Genomic DNA, 16224 nt, shown 5'->3' with positions numbered 1-16224 from the left:
GGTCCAGGGTTTCAGAAATGCTCCTCCCCTTCTTCACCGCGCTGCGGCAGGCGAAAGTCCCCGTCTCCACCAAGGAATGGCTCCATCTGATGGAGGCCATGGACAAGGATGTGGCCGGGGGTCGGGTCGAGGACTTCTACCACCTGTCACGCGCGGTGCTGGTCAAGGACGAGAAACACTACGACCGGTTCGATCAGGTGTTCAGCACGGTGTTCAAGGGCATCGAGACCATCGGCGCGGGCGACGAGCCCAGCCTGGACGTGCCCGAGGACTGGCTGAAACTGCTCAACGAAAAATTTCTGACCGACGAGGAGAAGGCCGAGATCGAGGCGCTGGGCGGCTTCGAGAAGCTGATGGAAACGCTGAAACAGCGGATGGAGGAGCAGGAGAAGCGCCACGAAGGCGGGAACAAGTGGATCGGCACCGGCGGGACCAGCCCGTTCGGCCATGGCGGCTACAACCCCGAGGGCGTGCGCATCGGCGGACCGGCCAAACAGGGTCGCGCGGTCAAGGTTTGGGAGAAGCGCGAATACAGGAACCTGGACGACACGGTCGAACTGGGGACACGCAACATCAAGGTCGCCCTGCGCCGCCTGCGCCGGTTCGCACGCGAAGGCGCGGCCGAGGAACTGGATATCGACGGCACCATCGACGGCACCGCGCGCCAGGGCTGGCTCGACATCCGCATGCGGCCGGAGCGGCGGAACACCATCAAGGTGTTGCTGTTCCTGGACGTCGGCGGTTCGATGGATGGGCACATCAAGCTTTGTGAGGAGCTGTTCAGCGCGGCGAAGACGGAGTTCAAGAACCTGGAGTTCTTCTACTTCCACAACTGCCTCTACGAGGGTGTGTGGAAGGACAACCGGCGTCGCCACGGCGAAAAGATCCCGACCTGGGACCTGCTGAACAAATATCCCGGCGACTGGCGGGCGATCTTCGTCGGCGACGCGACCATGAGCCCCTATGAGGTCACCATGCCCGGCGGCTCGGTCGAGCACTGGAACGAGGAGGCCGGCGCGGTCTGGATGCGGCGCGCGCGGCTGCAATGGGACAAGTCAGTGTGGCTGAACCCCGTGGCCGAGAGGTTCTGGAGCTATACGGCGTCAGTGAAGCTGCTCAGCGAGGTCATGAACGAGAGGATGTATCCGCTGACGCTTGACGGTCTGGACCGGGCCATGCGGGCGCTGACGCGCTAGGACGGGTTCGCTGACACGCAGGCGTGAGGTGTCCAAACCCACGTTTCATGCGAACCTCGCGGCTGTTCAGGAGGGCCCAAGATGCTGACCGTTTTCGCCATGACCCTGGTGATGCAACAGGCCGGAGGCGCGATGAGCTGGCAGGAGCCCGTACCGGACCTCGATCCCGGACCAGAACCTGCCATCGTCTCGACAACCCTACCCGCCTGGGCGCTGGCCGATCCATTCGCCTGGGAACGGTCGCAGTGCAGTCCGCTGGTGAGCCGCGAACCGCTCGACATCTGCCAGGCGCGGGTACGGACCGAGCTGTCAGCGGCGCTGGGGGACCGGTTGCCGGCGGGATTGAGGCCTGCGGGCGAACCGTTGCCATGCCTGGCCACGCCGGGCGACGACGGTGCCTATCCGGTCCAGTGCGGTACGCCTGAGCGACAGGCGGCGGCGGCGGTGACGCCGCCTGCTGCCGACTGCCGTCCCCGTCCGCAGCGTCAGGGCGGATCGGTGGCCTTCATCACCGATTGCCGGGCGGAGAACGCGGGCGACCGTGGATTGTCGTTCCGGCTGTTCGGCAAGGACTGAGCCCGGACAGAAAAAGGCCGCCCCGAGGGACGGCCTTTCATGTTTTCGACTCTGACGGCTGTCAGTGCTTTTCGTTGATGGCGTCCTTGATGCCGCCGATGGTGTTCTGGACCTTGCCTTCGACCTGTTCGGCCTTGCCTTCGGCTTTCAGCTTCTCGTCGCCGGTCACGTTGCCGACGCCTTCCTTCATCTTGCCGCCCATATTCTTTGCGGTGCCTTCGATGCGATCATTGTCAGCCATGGGGGGAGATCCTGGTACTGGCGTCGCCCCGGCGGCGGCGCTTCACCTTGGAGAGCGGGCAAAGGCCATCGCCGTTCCGTATGGCGACGCTTAGGCCTTGCGCCTCAACCACCGGGCCACGGCCCAGGCGTGTGCGTCGTGCCGCAGTTCGGCCAGCGCCGTGCCCGGATGCAGCCAGACCAGTTCGTGGTCGTCCTCGACCTTCCTCGATGGATCGAGCGCGATCATCGCGGCGACCCAGAAGCCGCCGACATTGTTGACCGCCTCGCCGTCGGACTTGCGGAAGAACTGCCCGGCCTCGGCGATGCGCTCGATCGCGCGGACGCTCATGCCGGTCTCTTCGACGTACTCGCGGACCAGAGCCTGTTCCTCGGTCTCGACGCCGTCCACCGCGCCGCCGGGCAGGTCGTAGTAGGGGGTGTCGCGAGTGACGCGGACGCAGGCGATCTTCTCGTCATGAAAGACCAGGCCGAAGGTCGCGGGGCGGAACACATAGTCGACGCCGTCGTCGGCGCGGCCGAACTGGAGGGAGGGCTTCACAGGTCGAAGGCCAGACGGGCGCGGACGCCCTTGTGGGCGCCGTCGAACTCCACGGCGGAACGCAGGCCCGAGGCCATGGCGGTGATGATCTTGCCGCCGAGGCCAGTGCCCTTGGGCTTGCCGTCGCCCAAGCCCGGGCCGTCGTCCTCGACCGTCAGGATGGCGCGGCCCGAAGGGTCGGGCGCCAGGCTGACACGGATCTCGCCCGCCTCGCCGGCCGCATAGGCGTATTTCACTGCGTTGGTGACCAGTTCGGTGACGATGACGCCCAGCGACACGGCCTGGTCGGTGGAGACGCGCATGGGCTCCGCCTGAAGGGTGATGTTCGGCGAGGCGGCGTCGGATCCCAGCGACTTGGTCAGCTCGCCGACCAGACCATCGAGATAGGCCTGCATGTCCACCGTCTCCATGTCGCCCGAGGTGTAAAGGCGGCGGTGCACATGGGCGACGGCCTCGATGCGAGCCTGGGCTTCGCGGAGCGCATCGCGGGCGCCCTCGTCGGCCATGTGACGCAGTTGCAGCGACATGAAGGTCGAGACGAGCTGGAGCGAATTGCCGACGCGATGATTGACCTCGCGCAGCATGGCCTCGGCGCGGTCCCGGGCAATGCGGACCTGTTCCTGGGCCTCCTCGTTCTCGCGTTCGAGGCGGCGACGCAGCAGCGCGTCTTCGAGCGCCGAGCGCAGCAGGGCGGTGAAGTCCTCTGACACGTCCTTGATGACATAGTCGGCGGCCCCGGCGCGCAGGGCGGCGACGGCGATCCGGCCCTCCTGGGCCCCCGTTACATAGACGACGGGCGGGGGCGCGGGGCGATGCAGGATGTCGGGCAGGACGTCGAGGCCGTCTCGGCCGGGCATGTAGTGGTCGAGCGCGCAGATATCGAAATCGTCGGCATCCAGCGCCGCCACGCCCGCGTCTCCATCGGCGGCGAGGGTGACCTCATACCCGTGACGGCCGAGTTCCTTCTGTACGAGCCGCGACAGGCCGAGGTCGTCGTCGATGTAGAGGAGCCGGATGGGCGGCCTTTCGGTCGTCATTCGATCTCGGGCGCCTGCATGACGGACAGGAACAGGCCCAGCTGGCGGATGGCGCCGGCGAAGCTCTCATAGTCCACCGGCTTGGTGATATAGACGTTGCAGCCCAGATCGTAGCAACGCTGGATCTCGACCTTGTCGTCGGTGGTTGTCAGCACCACGACGGGGACGCGTTTCAGCCGCTCGTCCTTTTTGACCTCGGCCAGGATGTCGGTGCCCTGCATGTCCGGCAGGTTCAGGTCCAGCAGGATCAGCATCGGGCCGTTGGCGCGGACGTCCTCGCTGAACAGATAGTCCAGCGCCGGCTGACCGTGGTCGAAATGGACGATCTCGTTGGAGATGTTGGCCCGGCGAATATTCTTCTCGATCAGCTTGGCGTGGCCATGGTCGTCCTCGACCATGACGATCTTTACGGGGTTGCTCACTGGGTGTCTCCGGCCTCGTCGAGGATCAGGCGTTTGGGGAATTTCAGACGGAATGTCGAGCCTTCGCCGAGGGCGGATTCGACGTCGATGGCGCCGCCGAGACGGCGAACGCTGTTCCGCACAAAGGCCAGCCCCAGCCCTTCGCCCGAACGGTCCTGGCGGCCTGAGCGGCGGAACAGTTCGAAGATGCGTTCGTGGTCCCTGGGTGCGATGCCACGCCCCTGGTCCGCGATGGCGATCTCGACCCACCCGCCAGCCAGATCGCGGCCACTGACCTCAATGCGGTTGGGGCGGGACGCGTGCGAGTATTTGACGGCGTTCTCGATCAGGTTGCCGATGATCTGCTCGATCGCCAGACGGTCGCTTTCGAAGGCGACCATTTCGCCGATCATAACTTCGGTCCCGGTCTCTTCCAACTGATGGCGGATGCTGTCGGCGGCGGCCTTGGCCATTTCGCCGACGTCGATCGTTTCCGCGACAAGACCACGCCGGCCGTCGCGCGACAGCTTCAGGATGGCGTTGATCAAGCGGTCCATCTTCTGGGTTGAGGCGCGGATGAAGCCGATCGCCTCAGGCATGTCCTCGCGAGCGGCGACGATCGCGTCCTTCTCGATCAGGTCGGGCGCGACGGTCTCCACCTTGGTCAGCTGCAGGTCGATGGTCCTACCGGCCTGTTCCAGCTCGGCGGTGTAGCCCATGACGTTGACGAGCGGCGAGCGCAGATCATGGCTGACGATATAGGCGAAGCGCTGCACCTCTTCGTTGGCGCGGGTCAGGGCGGCGGTGCGGGCCTTAATCGTATCCTCCAGTCCGGCGTTGACGCGATCGAGATCGGCGCGCGCGCTCGCCAGGTCCATCAGGTATCGACGAATCAGGATGGCGACGATGCCGCCGAGGACAAGAATCAGGACGGCGGCAAGGGCGTTGACGATGATGGTGAAGACGGCGGACCCCTCGGACCTCGCCCGCTGGGCCGACAGCCGGGCACCGAGCTGAGAATCGAGGGCGGAGATTTCGGTGTCCATCTGCTCCATCAAGGTCTTGCCTCGACCGGAGCGGACCTGATCCAGCGCTTGGGCGCTCTGCCCCCGCCGCGACAGGTCGGTGATGCTGGACATGTCCAGGAATTTGTCGCGCGACAGCCGCGTTAGGGACTCCACCGAAGCCTGACCGACCTCGTCGCTGCCGGCGAGCTCGGTCAGCCGCTCGAGCAGCCGCGGCGCGGCCTCGGCGCTCTGGTCGTAGGTCAGCAGGAAGCTGGTCTGGCCAGTGAGCAGATAACCGCGCTGGGCTGCCTCAGCGTCCTTGATGTTCAGCAGGACGGTCCGCGCCGCGCGACGCAGCTGCCATGTCGCGTCGACCTGCTCGTTGAAGGCCGCGGTGCGCTGGATCAGGATGAAGGTCGAGAGGTTGACCAGCAGCAGCAGGGCGATCGCGCCCGCCAGCAGCAGAGAGATCGATCGGCCGAGCGTTCCCTCGCGCAGGAACCGGCCGAACTGTGAGAGGGTTTTGGGAAGGATCGACGACATACAGCGCAAGCTTTAGCGGCGCACATTCGCGTGTCCAGTGAAGTCATTCGCGGCGCAAGCTGTGCAGGACCAAAGTGTTCCGTTAACAAGCTTTGCCGTTTCGGGAGTGGATTGCATGTTCTGGTGGTGGTGGATCGCACCGACGGCCCTGGCCATCATCGGCGTCCTGATTCTGTTCGTCGGACTGGGCTCGCTGTTCAAAGGCAAGTTCTTCGGCGGGTTGTTCGGCACGGCCGGGGGCGCGGCGTTGCTGGCGGCGGCCCTGGCGGGCGGTCTGCTGGGCCAGAACGTCCAGACCTATTCGCGCCTGACCTATGAGCGGCCGGTCGCGAGTTTGTCGATCCGACAGCTGGCACCACAGTATTTCGAGGTCGTCTTGACCCAGCCGGCCCAGGGCGAGGCGCCCGCCCGCACTGCCGTCTATCCGGTCAACGGCGACGAATGGCGGATGGAGGCCCAGGTCCTGAAGTGGAAGCCGTGGGCAAATGTGGTCGGTCTTGATTCCCAATACCGGCTCGACCGTCTCTCGGGCCGCTATCAGACCATCGAGCAGGAACGCACCGGCGCCCGCAGCGTCCACGCCCTGTCGGGGGGCGACGTGAAGACCGGGCCCCTCGCCTATGTGCCGTGGACCCTCAGCGTCTGGGATGTGGCGCGGAAATACCGTCGCTATGTCGACGCGGTTGACACCCTCTATGGTTCCGCAGCCTATATGCCGATGGCGAACGGGGCGACCTATGAGGTCTGGATCACCCAGTCCGGCCTGATCGCCCGGCCGACCAACGATGCGGCGCGCGAGGCGTCGGCGGGCGGGTTCGTGCGGGTGAACTGAGATAAAGTGCGCTTCTCCTGCCCGTCCGAAGGACGGGGAGGAGAGCCCTTACACCGACCCCAGCGTCCGCAGGCGCGCCTTGGGGTGCACCTCGTTCTGGCTCATCACCACGGTCTGACCGCGGAAGCGTTCGATAATGGAGCGGACGTAGGGGCGGATCTGGGGGCCGGTCAGCAGGACCGCACTCTCGCCCGACATGGCGGCGCGTTCGAAGACGTCGCGGACAGCGCGGATGAAGTCCTGGAGCCGCGAGGGAGCCATGGCCAGCTGCTTGTCCTCGCCCTGGCCGACCAGGGCCTCGGCAAAGGCGGCCTCCCAATCGGGGGACAGGGTGATGATCGGCAGGGCACCGTCGTCGCCCTTGTTCTGCCAGCACAGCTGACGGGCCAGGCGGGTGCGGACGTGTTCAACCAGGGTGGTGATCGACGACGAGTGCGGCGCGGCCTCGGCCAGGCCTTCCAGGATGGCGCCGAGATCGCGGATCGAGACCTTCTCGCGCAGCAGGGTCTGGAGCACGCGCTGCAGGGTGGTGACGGTGACGACGGAGGGTACGAGTTCTTCGACCAGCTTCTTCTCCTCCGGCCCCAGTTCCTTGAGCAGCTTCTGCACCTCGGCATAGGTCAGCAGGTCCGCCATATTCTCCTTCAGGATCTCGGTCAAATGCGTCGTCAGCACCGTCGAGGGATCGACGATGGTGTAGCCGCGGAAGGTGGCCTCCTCGCGCAGGCTCTCATCGATCCAGGTGGCGGGCAGGCCGAAGGCGGGCTCCTTGGTGTGCTCGCCGGGCAGTTCGACCTGGCGGCCGGCCGGGTCCATGGCCATCAGCGACCCCAGACGGACCTCGCCGGCGCCAGCCTCCATCTCCTTGATGCGGATGGCGTAGCCCTGGGTCGGCAGGCGCATGTTGTCGAGGATCCGCACCGACGGCATGACGAAGCCATACTCCTGGGCAAGGGCGCGCCGCAGCGCGCGGACCTGGTCGGTCAGGCGGCGGCCCTCCAGGTCGTTGATCAGGGTCAGCAGTGAATAGCCGAGCTCGATCTTGACCTCGTCGATGGTCAGGGCCGTGCCGATGGGCTCTTCCGCATCGTCCTTGGGCTTGCCCGCGTTGGCCGCGGCCGCGAGTTCGGCCTCGGTCGGCTGCGGCTTCAATTTCGCCCGCCCGTGATGCCAGGCCATGTAACCGCAGCCGATGGCCAAACCGGCGAAGGGCAGGATCGGCATGCCGGGGATCAGGGCCAGCAGGGCGGATGCGGCGGCGACCATGCCGAGGCTGACGGGGTTGGTGGCCAGTTGGGCGACCAGGGCTTTGTCGGCGGAACCCTCGACGCCCGCCTTGGACACGAGGAAGCCGGCGGCGATCGAGATGATGATGGCCGGAACCTGGGTCACCAGGCCGTCGCCGATGGTCAGTTGGATATAGGTGTTGGCCGCTTCGCCGATCGGGAGGCTGTGCTGGATCGTGCCGATCAGGATGCCGCCGATGGCGTTGATGGCGACGATGATCAGGCCGGCGACGGCGTCGCCGCGCACGAACTTGGAGGCGCCGTCCATGGCCCCAAAGAAGGTCGATTCCTGCTCCAGCTCCTTGCGGCGCAGCTTGGCCTGGTCCTCGGTGATCAGGCCGGACGACAGATCGGCATCGATGGCCATCTGCTTGCCGGGCATGGAGTCCAGGGTGAAGCGGGCGCTGACCTCGGCGATCCGGGTCGAACCCTTGGTGATGACCACGAAATTCACCACCAGGATGATGGCGAAGATGATGATGCCGATGATGAAGGAGCCGCCCATCATCAGGGCGCCGAAGGCGTTGATGACCTGACCGGCCGCGTCGTGGCCCTCGTGGCCGTGGGTCAGGACCAGGCGCGTCGAGGCCAGGTTCAGGCCCAAACGGAACAGGGTCGAGATCAACAGGACTGTCGGGAAGATGGCGAAGTCCAGCGGGCGCTTCATCATCAGGGCCGTCATCAGGATCAGCACGGACGAGACCAGCGAGATCGCCAGCAGCAGGTCCAGCAGCATCTTCGGAACGGGCAGGATCAGCAGCAGGATGACGCCGATCACGCCGACCGCCATGCCGACCTCGCCGCGCATCAGCCAGCCTCGGATGTCCCCGCCGGTCGGACGGGCCATGCCGTCCTTCATCATCACGGGTGTGTCGGTCATGCGCGACCGAGCTGAGCCAGGGCCCGACGGGTCGCCTCGGCCATGACGGCCTCGTTGGCCGGCGCTTCGGACGCGGCATGGTAGTAGGCGGCGACGATGATCGGCTCGCCGGTCGGCGGATACAGGATGCCGATGTCGTTGGTCGGGCCGTAGCCGCCGGTGCCGGTCTTGTGCGCCACGCGCCAGTCGGCCGGAACACCCGCCTTGATGCGATCGACGCCGGTCGGCGAGGAGAACATCCAGCCCAGCAGCATCGTCTTCGAGTCCTGCGACAGGGGCGAGGCCGGATCTGTGAACAAGCGGTGGATGTCGGCGGCCGACTGGGCCGGGGTGATGGTGTCCTTGTCGCCGTCGAGGCGGTTCATCTCGGGCTCGAACCGGTCCACGCGCGTCGAGGCGTCGCCGATGCCACGATAGAAGGCCTGCATCGGTGCGATGCCGCCCAGCGCCTTCAGGAGCAGGTTGGCGGCGGGGTTGTCCGAGACCTCGACCACCGCCTGCATCATACGCTCGACCGTCAGGCTCGAGCCGATTGCGGGTTCCGTCACCGGAGCATGGTTGATCATGTCGGCGCGGGTCACGGAGATCAGACGGTCGAGCTGTTCCTCGCCGGACTGGACGCGCAGCAGGGTCGCGGCGGCGAGGTACATCTTGAACGTCGAACAATAGACGAACCGCTCGTCGCCGCGCGCCGTCAACTGGCGGCCCGTGCCGAGGTCATGGGCGAACAGACCGAAGCGACCACCGTGCGCCTGTTCCAGACCAGACAGGTCGAGCGTTTCCGGCGCGGGCGGCGCGACGGGAGCAGCGGCCTCGCCCCTGGGCGCGCAGCCGATCAGACCGAGCGCGCCAAGACCCGCCAGGACCATCCGGCGATCGGTCACGCCGCTTTCGCGCCGTAGGCGCTCGTGGCGATGCCCGTCTGGGGCGCCATGATCTGCGTCCCCTCGTCAGAATACTCATTCAGCTTGTTGCGCAGGGTGCGGATCGAGATGCCCAGGATGTTGGCCGCGTGCGTCCGGTTGCCCAGGCAGTGGGTCAGGGTGTCCAGGATCAGGGTCTTTTCCATCTGGGCGACCGTCTGGCCGACATAGGCGCGGGAAACGGCGTCGGCGGTCTCGGCGGCGCGGGCGGCGGGACCGGCGTCGGAACCGGCGATCGCGCCCGTCAGCGGCTGGCCGTCGGGCAGGCGGATGGCCTCAGCGTCGATCTCGGCGCCGACGGCCAGAAGGACCGCGCGGTGCATGGCGTTCTCAAGCTCCCGCACGTTGCCGGGCCAGCGGTGGGCGGCGAGTGCGAGGCGAGCATCCTGCGACAGCGGCCGGGCCGGCACGCCGTTGGCGGCGGCGTATTTTTTGACGAAGTGATCGGCCAGCACGGCCACGTCGCCGGGACGTTCGCGCAGAGACGGAAGACGGAGGTTCACGACATTCAGGCGATACAGCAGGTCTTCGCGGAACACGCCCTCCGCCACGGCCTTGGCCAGGTCGCGGTTGGAGGTGGCGAGGATGCGAATGTTGACGGGCACAGGCTTGGTGCCGCCGACGCGGTCGATGACCCGCTCCTGGATCGCGCGCAGCAGCTTGGCCTGAAGCCGGGCGTCCATCTCCGAGATTTCGTCCAGTAGCAGCGTACCGCCGTCGGCCTCCTCGAACTTGCCGATCCGGCGGGCGACGGCGCCCGTGAAGGCGCCCTTCTCGTGCCCGAACAATTCGGATTCCAGCAGGTTGTCCGGGATGGCGGCGCAATTGACGCTGATGAAGGCCCGTTCGGCGCGCTTGGATTGCTGGTGCAGATAGCGCGCCATCACTTCCTTACCGACGCCGCTTTCGCCGGTGATCAGGATGGAGGCTTCCGAGCGCGCGACCTGGTCGGCCAGTTTGATCACGGCCTGCATCGACGGATCGGCCGAGATCAGCGGGCGCTCGTCGTCGGCGACGGCGGCCAGGACGGCGGCGATCAGGTCGGCGTCAGGCGGAAGCGGGATGAACTCCTTGGCTCCGGCGCGAATGGCGGCGGCGGCTTTTTCGGCGTCGTTGTCGACGCCGCAGGCGACGACCGGCACGAAGATCCGCTCGGCGTCGTTGGCGGCGATCAGGGCCCCGATGTCGAGATTGTAGTCGACCATCAGCAGGTCGGCCCCCTGCCCGCGCCGGAGCTGTTCCGTCGCCTGATCCGTGCGTTCGACGTGGCTGACCTTGGCGCCGTGCGCCATGGCCATCTTCACCGCCGCCGCGAGCTGTCCCGAAAGCCGTCCGACCACCAGAAGCCGCATGGGTCTTCTCCCTTAATCCGTACCGGAACCGGCGCGCCCTAGGCGGCCGAATCCTCTGTCTTGATGATTTCCGTCATGGTCACGCCCAGGCGATCCTCGACGACGACGACTTCCCCGCGCGCGACCAGACGGTTGTTGACGAAGATGTCGATGGCCTCGCCGACCTTGCGGTCCAGCTCGAGCACCGACCCGCGATTGAGCTTCAGCAGCTGAGCCACCGTCATGTGGGCCTTGCCCAGGACGGCGGAGATATTGACCGGCACGTCGAAGACGGTCGACAGGTCGGCGGCGGACTTGTCCCCGGCCTCGTCCATCATGGCGAGGGATGTCGACTCGGGAAACTCTTCGAGGGCGAGATCGTCGGCGGCCATCAGAGGTCACTTCCGTTGATGAGGGGTTCGGCATGCCCGGCCTCGGCGGCGAGGGCGGAGGCCAGGGCGGCGGCGATCCGGTCGGCGGCGGCGGCGGGATCGAAGTCGGCCCGGCCGTCGGCCCATTCCAGCTGGAAGGCCGCGAGCGGCAGGGACAGGTCTTCGCGGAAGGCGACCATGCCGGTGAAGCCGGCATCGATACAGATCGCCTGGATCCTCTCCTGGACCCCGGGCTCCAGGCCCGAGGCGCGGACCACGAGACGGGGCGAGCTGTCGATCTCCTGGCCCAGGCTTTCCAGCGCCGATTGCAGCGGGCCGATCGGTAGCCGCTCCAGGGCGGCGGCGGCGATGACGCGGGCGGCGGCGAGCGCGAGACCGGCCGATTGCTCGCGATGGGTCTGGGCGACATGGGTCAGGGCCGGAATGGCCTGGCCCATGGCCTGACCGATGGCGGCGACGCCCATGGCCTCGATGCTGGCGGCCTCGGCCAGGGCCGACTCGCGCGCCTCGAACCGGGCCTGGGCGACCAGGGCCTCGACCTCGGACGGCATGTAGGCGCGCTTGGTCGGACGGAACTCGGAGGCGTGCACGACAGAGCCCGCGCCGTCGAACTCGGTGTCGAAGGCGAAGGGGCGGCTGGTGATGGGAGCGTGATCGGTCATGTCAGTAGATCAACTCGTCGTCGCCGGCCGCACCGGCCAGCATGATCTCACCGCGCGCCGCCAGATCCTTGGCGACCTGGACCATGGCCATCTGGGCGGTGTCGACATCCTTCAGGCGCACGGGCCCCATGGATTCCATGTCCTCGCGCATGATCTTGGACGCCCGCTCGGACATGTTGGTAAAGAACATCTCGCGCAGGCTTTCCGAGGCGCCCTTCAGGGCCAGGCCGAGGGAATCCTTCTCGACCGACCGCAGCAGGGTCTGGACGCCGCCCGGGTCCAGCTTGCTCAGATCCTCGAAGACGAACATCAGTGCGCGAATGCGTTCGGCGGACTCACGATTGCGCTCTTCCAGGGCGCCGATGAACCGGGCCTCGGTCTGGCGGTCGAACGAGTTGAAGATGTCGGCCATCGCCTCGTGGCTGTCGCGCTTGGAGGTGCGGGCCAGGTTCGACATGAACTCGTTGCGCAGCGTCTGTTCGATCTTGTCGAGAATTTCGCGCTGGACCGGCTCCATGCGCAGCATGCGCTGGACGCATTCGAGGGCGAAATCCTCGGGCAGGGAGGTCAGCACGCGAGCGGCGTGGTCGGGCTTAACCTTGGACAGGATCACGGCGACCGTCTGCGGGTATTCGTTCTTCAGATAGTTGGCGAGGACCGCCTCGTTCACATTGCCGAGCTTGTCCCACATGGTCCGGCCGGCGGGACCGCGGATTTCCTCCATCAGCCCTTCGACGCGGTCGGAGGGCATGAAAGAGGCCAGCAGGCGCTGCGTCTGTTCGAAGCTGCCCATGATCGTGCCGGAGCCGGACATGCCGGAGACGAACTCGATCAGCAACTCCTCGACCACCGTCGAGCTGACAGTGCCGAGGCCGGCCATGGCCTGGGAGATTTCCTTGACCTCTTCGTCGTCAAGACCCTGCCACAGGCGGGTGTGCTCCTCGCCAAGCGACAGCAGGATGACCGCCGCCTTTTCCGGGCCGGACAGCTTCTTGGCGTCGTCGACGGATGCTTTCTTGTTTGCCATCCTGGCGACCATCAGCCTTCGTGGACCCAGCTGCGCAGGATGGACGTCGACTCATCGGGATGCTTCTCGACGAAGTCCGCGACCTTCTTGACGGACGACGCCTTCACCTGACCCTCGATACGGGCGATGTCGAGCCGCTGATCCATGTCAGACGGACCGGCCAGCTGGCCCGCGGCACCGACGACGCTGGTTTGCAAAGAGGTGACGCCGATCTGGCCGCCGCCCGCGCCGGCCAGGGCGGGCATGCCGCCGGGCCCGGTCGCCGACTTCAGCAGCGGTCGCAGGACGAAGAAGATCAGCAGCAGGCCGGTGATCAGGAGAACGAGCAGCTCGACCCCGCGCATGATGTCGTTCTTGGTGAAGTTGAACAGCGGCGAGCCGCCATCGGTGCCCCCGGCCGACACCAGGGCATCCCGGTTGAAGCGCACGTTAGTGACCCGCACCTGGTCGCCCCGCGTCTGGTCGAAGCCCATTGCCGCCTTCACCAGATCCTCGATCTGGGTGATTTCTTCCGGCGTGCGGGCGGTGTAGCTCGGCTCGCCGCCGGCCTCGGCGGGCGGAGTCAGCTTTCCGTCCACGGCCACGGCCACCGACAGCTTGCGCACCTCGCCCGGCTCCTTGGTCGTGGTCGTGGTGGTATTGGAAATCTCGTAGTTGGTGGTCTCGCCCGTCGTGCTCTCGGTCGAGCCGGCTGCCGCGTTGGCGGGCGCCGCCCCGCCAGGGATGTTGTTCGTTGCGGTAGCGCCGCCGTCGGGCGTACCCTCGGTGTTCTGGGACTGGGCGCCGTTGGTCGAGGTCGAACGGACAACCTGGCCGTCGGGATCGTATTTCTGCTCCTGGGTGGTGGAGCGGCTCATGTCGATGTCGGCGGTGACCTGGACCCGCGCGGCGCCCGGCCCGACAACACCCTCGACCAGATCCTTGATACGGGCCTGAAGCTGGGCCTCGGTGTTGGTTTTGGCGGCCTCGGCGTTGGCGGAGGAGAAGCCCTCCTCATCGTCGGCTGCAGCGAGGGTCTGGTTGGTCTCGTCGACCACGGTGACCTTGCCGGGCTTCAGGTTCGGCACGGACGAGGCGACGACATTGCGGATGGCGCGAACCTGGTCGGCGCTCAGGGCGCGACCGCCCAGGCCGACGACGACGGCGGCGGTGGGCTCGGCGGCGTCCTGGGCGAACAGTTCGCGGCGCGGCAAGGCGATCTGCACGCGGGCCGAAGAGATGCCGCGCATGGACATGATGGTGCGGGACAGTTCGCCCTGCAGGGCGCGCTGTTCCGAAATCTGCTGCTGGAACTCGGTCTGGCCCAGCACCGACTGGTTGTCGAACAGCTCGTAGCCCACAGAGCCGGAGCTCACGAGCCCCTTGCCGGCCAGCATTAGGCGGGCCGTGCCGACGTCGTCGCGATTGACCATGATGGTCGAGCCGTCGCCACGGGTGGAATATTTGATGCCCGCCTGGTCCAGCGAGGACGTGATCTCGCCGGCCTCGCGCAGGTCGAGGTTGGAATACAGCAGGGCGTCCGGCGCCTGGCCGACGCGCAGCATCAAGGCCACCAGGACGGCGGCGACGCCGGCCCCGACGCCGAGGACCATGGCAAGCCGCCCAATCCCAAATCTCTGCAACGCCGCCGTGAAGCCGCCCACGCGTCCCCGCCCAAATACTGTCACGGGGGAGCCGACTGCCCTCGCTAGGCAGAAACTGCCGCCCGCGTGGTTAACGGCGGTTTAAGTGTCAGGGTTAGCTCGCCGATTTTCGGGGTTAACGTCCAAGTTCGTCCAGCACCGGGCCGGCGCCGGACGGCAGGGCCGCGTCCGGATCGCGCAGCAGGGCCTCGACATCGCGGAACATCACCTCCGCCTGCCAGTCGCGGTTCAGCAGGTGCCAGCCGTCGGGATACCAGCCGGTGCGCAGGTTCGGCGGATCGCCGGCGCGGATCAGGGCACGGCGCATGGGACCCTGTTCGATAATCTGGTCCTTGGCGCCGTATAGCAGCAGCGTCGGCGCCCTCACCTGCCCCAGCTTGAGGGTCGCGCTCTCCATCAAATCGACGAGGCCGGACAGGGCGTCGAACCGCGTCGAGCGGATGAAGCCCGGATCGTTCCCGTTGGCGACCAGTTCGATCAGGTTATCTGTGGCCCGGATGCGCCGGACAGCCCAATCCGGCGGCGTAATCGAGCGAGACCCCATCAGCCGCGCTGCGGCCCACAGGCTGGCGCGGTTGGGCAGGCTCTGGCTGGACCAGCCCCAGACAGCGGGGGCCAGCAGGATCAACTGGTCGGCGACAGGCGGCCGATCCGATGCGAAGGCCGAGATGGCGACTGCCCCGCCCATACTCTCTCCCGCCACCGCGATGCGGGCGGTCGGATGGCGGGCGCGGACCAGGGCGACGACCGTGCGCAGATCCTCCGCCATCCGGGCCTCGCCCGCCCACACGCCCCGACCGGGGGACGCGCCGAAGCCGCGCTGGTCATAGGCGTAGGTGGCGATGCCGCGCTCCGCCCACCACGGACCCGCGAGTCGGAAGGCGGCGGCATGGTCGTTCATGCCGTGCAGGCCGATAACGATGACCTCCGGCTCCTCGGGTCCCCAGCGCAGGTAGGGCAACCTCGCCCCGTCATCGACAACGAAGGCGCCCCGCTCGATGCGGGGACCGGCGAAACCTGCGGGCGGCGTCAACGGCGGCTGGACATGGGGCGTGGCGCAGGCGGCGAGGCCTAGCAGCATCATGGACAGGGCTAGCGCGCGGATCATGTGGACAGGATGCCCCGGACCCTTTGGCGAAGATACGGCACGACCTCGGCCTCGAACCACGGATTGCGCCTGAGCCAGGCGGTGTTCCGCCACGACGGATGGGGCATGGGCAGGATGTCAGGGGCGTACTCCCGCCAGGCGCGGACGGTGTCGGTCATATTGGCCCTGGCCCGTTCACTGAGCGCCCAGACCTGGGCATGGCCGCCGACCAGCAGGGTCAGCTCCATCCGGGGCAGGGCCTCCAGCAGCCTGGGTCGCCACAGGGTCGCGCAGCGCTTCGGCGGCGGATAGTCGCCGCCGCTTCTTCCATTTTTCGGGGGCGCCGTGCCGGGATAGCAGAAGGCTTGGGCCGCCACGCCGATGCGGTGGTCGTCGTAGAAGGCCTCGTCGTCCACGCCCATCCAGTCGCGCAGCCGGTCGCCGGACGGATCGGTGAAGGGCATCCCGCTCTCATGCACCCGACGGCCGGGCGCCTGGCCGCAGATCAGCAGGCGGGTCTCGGGAAAGACCCGGACCACCGGTCGCGGTTCGTGCGGCAGGTCGCCGAGACACGCCCGGCAGGCCCGAATATCCGAAAGGACGTCTTCGAGGCACTCCCC

17 protein-coding genes are annotated in these 16224 nt (G+C 67.0%); 3 read left to right on the top strand and 14 right to left on the bottom strand.

Features of this window, described 5'->3' with window-relative positions:
* The first annotated feature begins 17 nt into the window (after window positions 1-17).
* Window positions 18-1196 carry a vWA domain-containing protein gene (locus tag ACP7AU_RS09090; RefSeq protein WP_426051206.1) on the top strand — a complete coding sequence of 393 codons (1179 nt, stop codon included), beginning with the start codon at window positions 18-20 and terminating at the stop codon, window positions 1194-1196.
* 81 nt (window positions 1197-1277) lie between these two features.
* The gene (locus ACP7AU_RS09085) at window positions 1278-1772 is read left to right on the top strand and encodes a hypothetical protein (RefSeq protein ID WP_426051205.1); all 495 of its coding nucleotides are present in this window, start codon (window positions 1278-1280) and stop codon (window positions 1770-1772) included.
* Between the two features lie 61 nt (window positions 1773-1833).
* On the opposite strand, the gene ACP7AU_RS09080 is transcribed toward ACP7AU_RS09085, so the two are convergent.
* The 5 genes from ACP7AU_RS09080 to ACP7AU_RS09060 form a co-directional block, all read right to left on the bottom strand.
* Window positions 1834-2013: a CsbD family protein gene (locus ACP7AU_RS09080; RefSeq protein ID WP_426051204.1), complete on the bottom strand. Its 180-nt coding sequence runs from the start codon at window positions 2011-2013 to the stop codon at window positions 1834-1836.
* 90 nt (window positions 2014-2103) lie between these two features.
* Entirely contained in the window at window positions 2104-2553 is a 450-nt protein-coding gene (locus tag ACP7AU_RS09075; RefSeq protein WP_426051203.1) for an NUDIX domain-containing protein, read from the bottom strand.
* Window positions 2550-3590 carry a sensor histidine kinase gene (locus ACP7AU_RS09070; protein ID WP_426051202.1) on the bottom strand — a complete coding sequence of 347 codons (1041 nt, stop codon included), beginning with the start codon at window positions 3588-3590 and terminating at the stop codon, window positions 2550-2552. Before ACP7AU_RS09070 ends, ACP7AU_RS09075 begins: the two co-directional genes overlap by 4 nt.
* Complete coding sequence (locus ACP7AU_RS09065; RefSeq protein ID WP_426040408.1) at window positions 3587-3988, bottom strand: response regulator; 402 nt, start codon at window positions 3986-3988, stop codon at window positions 3587-3589. Before ACP7AU_RS09065 ends, ACP7AU_RS09070 begins: the two co-directional genes overlap by 4 nt.
* Window positions 3989-4008: 20 nt before the next feature.
* Window positions 4009-5541: a sensor histidine kinase gene (locus ACP7AU_RS09060; protein ID WP_426051201.1), complete on the bottom strand. Its 1533-nt coding sequence runs from the start codon at window positions 5539-5541 to the stop codon at window positions 4009-4011.
* A gap of 115 nt (window positions 5542-5656) precedes the next feature.
* Here ACP7AU_RS09060 and ACP7AU_RS09055 point away from each other — a divergent pair, with 115 nt between their 5' ends.
* Window positions 5657-6373: a hypothetical protein gene (locus ACP7AU_RS09055; protein WP_426038926.1), complete on the top strand. Its 717-nt coding sequence runs from the start codon at window positions 5657-5659 to the stop codon at window positions 6371-6373.
* A 48-nt stretch (window positions 6374-6421) separates the two neighbouring features.
* Here ACP7AU_RS09055 and flhA read toward each other — a convergent pair whose 3' ends face one another.
* From flhA to ACP7AU_RS09010, 9 genes are all read right to left on the bottom strand, one after another.
* Entirely contained in the window at window positions 6422-8521 is a 2100-nt protein-coding gene (flhA, locus tag ACP7AU_RS09050; protein ID WP_426051247.1) for a flagellar biosynthesis protein FlhA, read from the bottom strand.
* Between the two features lie 14 nt (window positions 8522-8535).
* Window positions 8536-9423: a class A beta-lactamase gene (gene bla, locus ACP7AU_RS09045; protein ID WP_426051200.1), complete on the bottom strand. Its 888-nt coding sequence runs from the start codon at window positions 9421-9423 to the stop codon at window positions 8536-8538.
* Window positions 9420-10814 (bottom strand): sigma-54 interaction domain-containing protein, encoded by a 1395-nt coding sequence (locus ACP7AU_RS09040; protein WP_426051199.1) that lies wholly within the window; start codon window positions 10812-10814, stop codon window positions 9420-9422. Before ACP7AU_RS09040 ends, bla begins: the two co-directional genes overlap by 4 nt.
* Before the next feature lie 38 nt (window positions 10815-10852).
* Entirely contained in the window at window positions 10853-11185 is a 333-nt protein-coding gene (gene fliN / locus ACP7AU_RS09035) for a flagellar motor switch protein FliN (protein ID WP_425991374.1), read from the bottom strand.
* The gene (locus ACP7AU_RS09030) at window positions 11185-11847 is read right to left on the bottom strand and encodes a flagellar assembly protein FlbE (protein WP_426051198.1); all 663 of its coding nucleotides are present in this window, start codon (window positions 11845-11847) and stop codon (window positions 11185-11187) included. Before ACP7AU_RS09030 ends, fliN begins: the two co-directional genes overlap by 1 nt.
* Before the next feature lies 1 nt (window position 11848).
* Window positions 11849-12886: a flagellar motor switch protein FliG gene (fliG, locus tag ACP7AU_RS09025; RefSeq protein ID WP_303696345.1), complete on the bottom strand. Its 1038-nt coding sequence runs from the start codon at window positions 12884-12886 to the stop codon at window positions 11849-11851.
* Window positions 12886-14517, bottom strand: coding sequence for a flagellar basal-body MS-ring/collar protein FliF (gene fliF, locus ACP7AU_RS09020; protein WP_426051197.1), 1632 nt, complete (start codon window positions 14515-14517; stop codon window positions 12886-12888). Before fliF ends, fliG begins: the two co-directional genes overlap by 1 nt.
* A 115-nt stretch (window positions 14518-14632) precedes the next feature.
* Window positions 14633-15625 (bottom strand): alpha/beta fold hydrolase, encoded by a 993-nt coding sequence (locus tag ACP7AU_RS09015; protein WP_426051196.1) that lies wholly within the window; start codon window positions 15623-15625, stop codon window positions 14633-14635.
* The gene (locus ACP7AU_RS09010; RefSeq protein WP_426038988.1) at window positions 15622-16194 is read right to left on the bottom strand and encodes a uracil-DNA glycosylase family protein; all 573 of its coding nucleotides are present in this window, start codon (window positions 16192-16194) and stop codon (window positions 15622-15624) included. The genes ACP7AU_RS09015 and ACP7AU_RS09010 overlap by 4 nt, the downstream gene beginning before the upstream one ends.
* Between the last annotated feature and the right edge of the window lie 30 nt (window positions 16195-16224).

Origin of the sequence: Brevundimonas sp. SL161, assembly GCF_049896985.1 — a bacterium.
Taxonomy (GTDB): Bacteria; Pseudomonadota; Alphaproteobacteria; order Caulobacterales; family Caulobacteraceae; genus Brevundimonas.
This window is presented reverse-complemented; position numbering and strand designations above follow the sequence as displayed.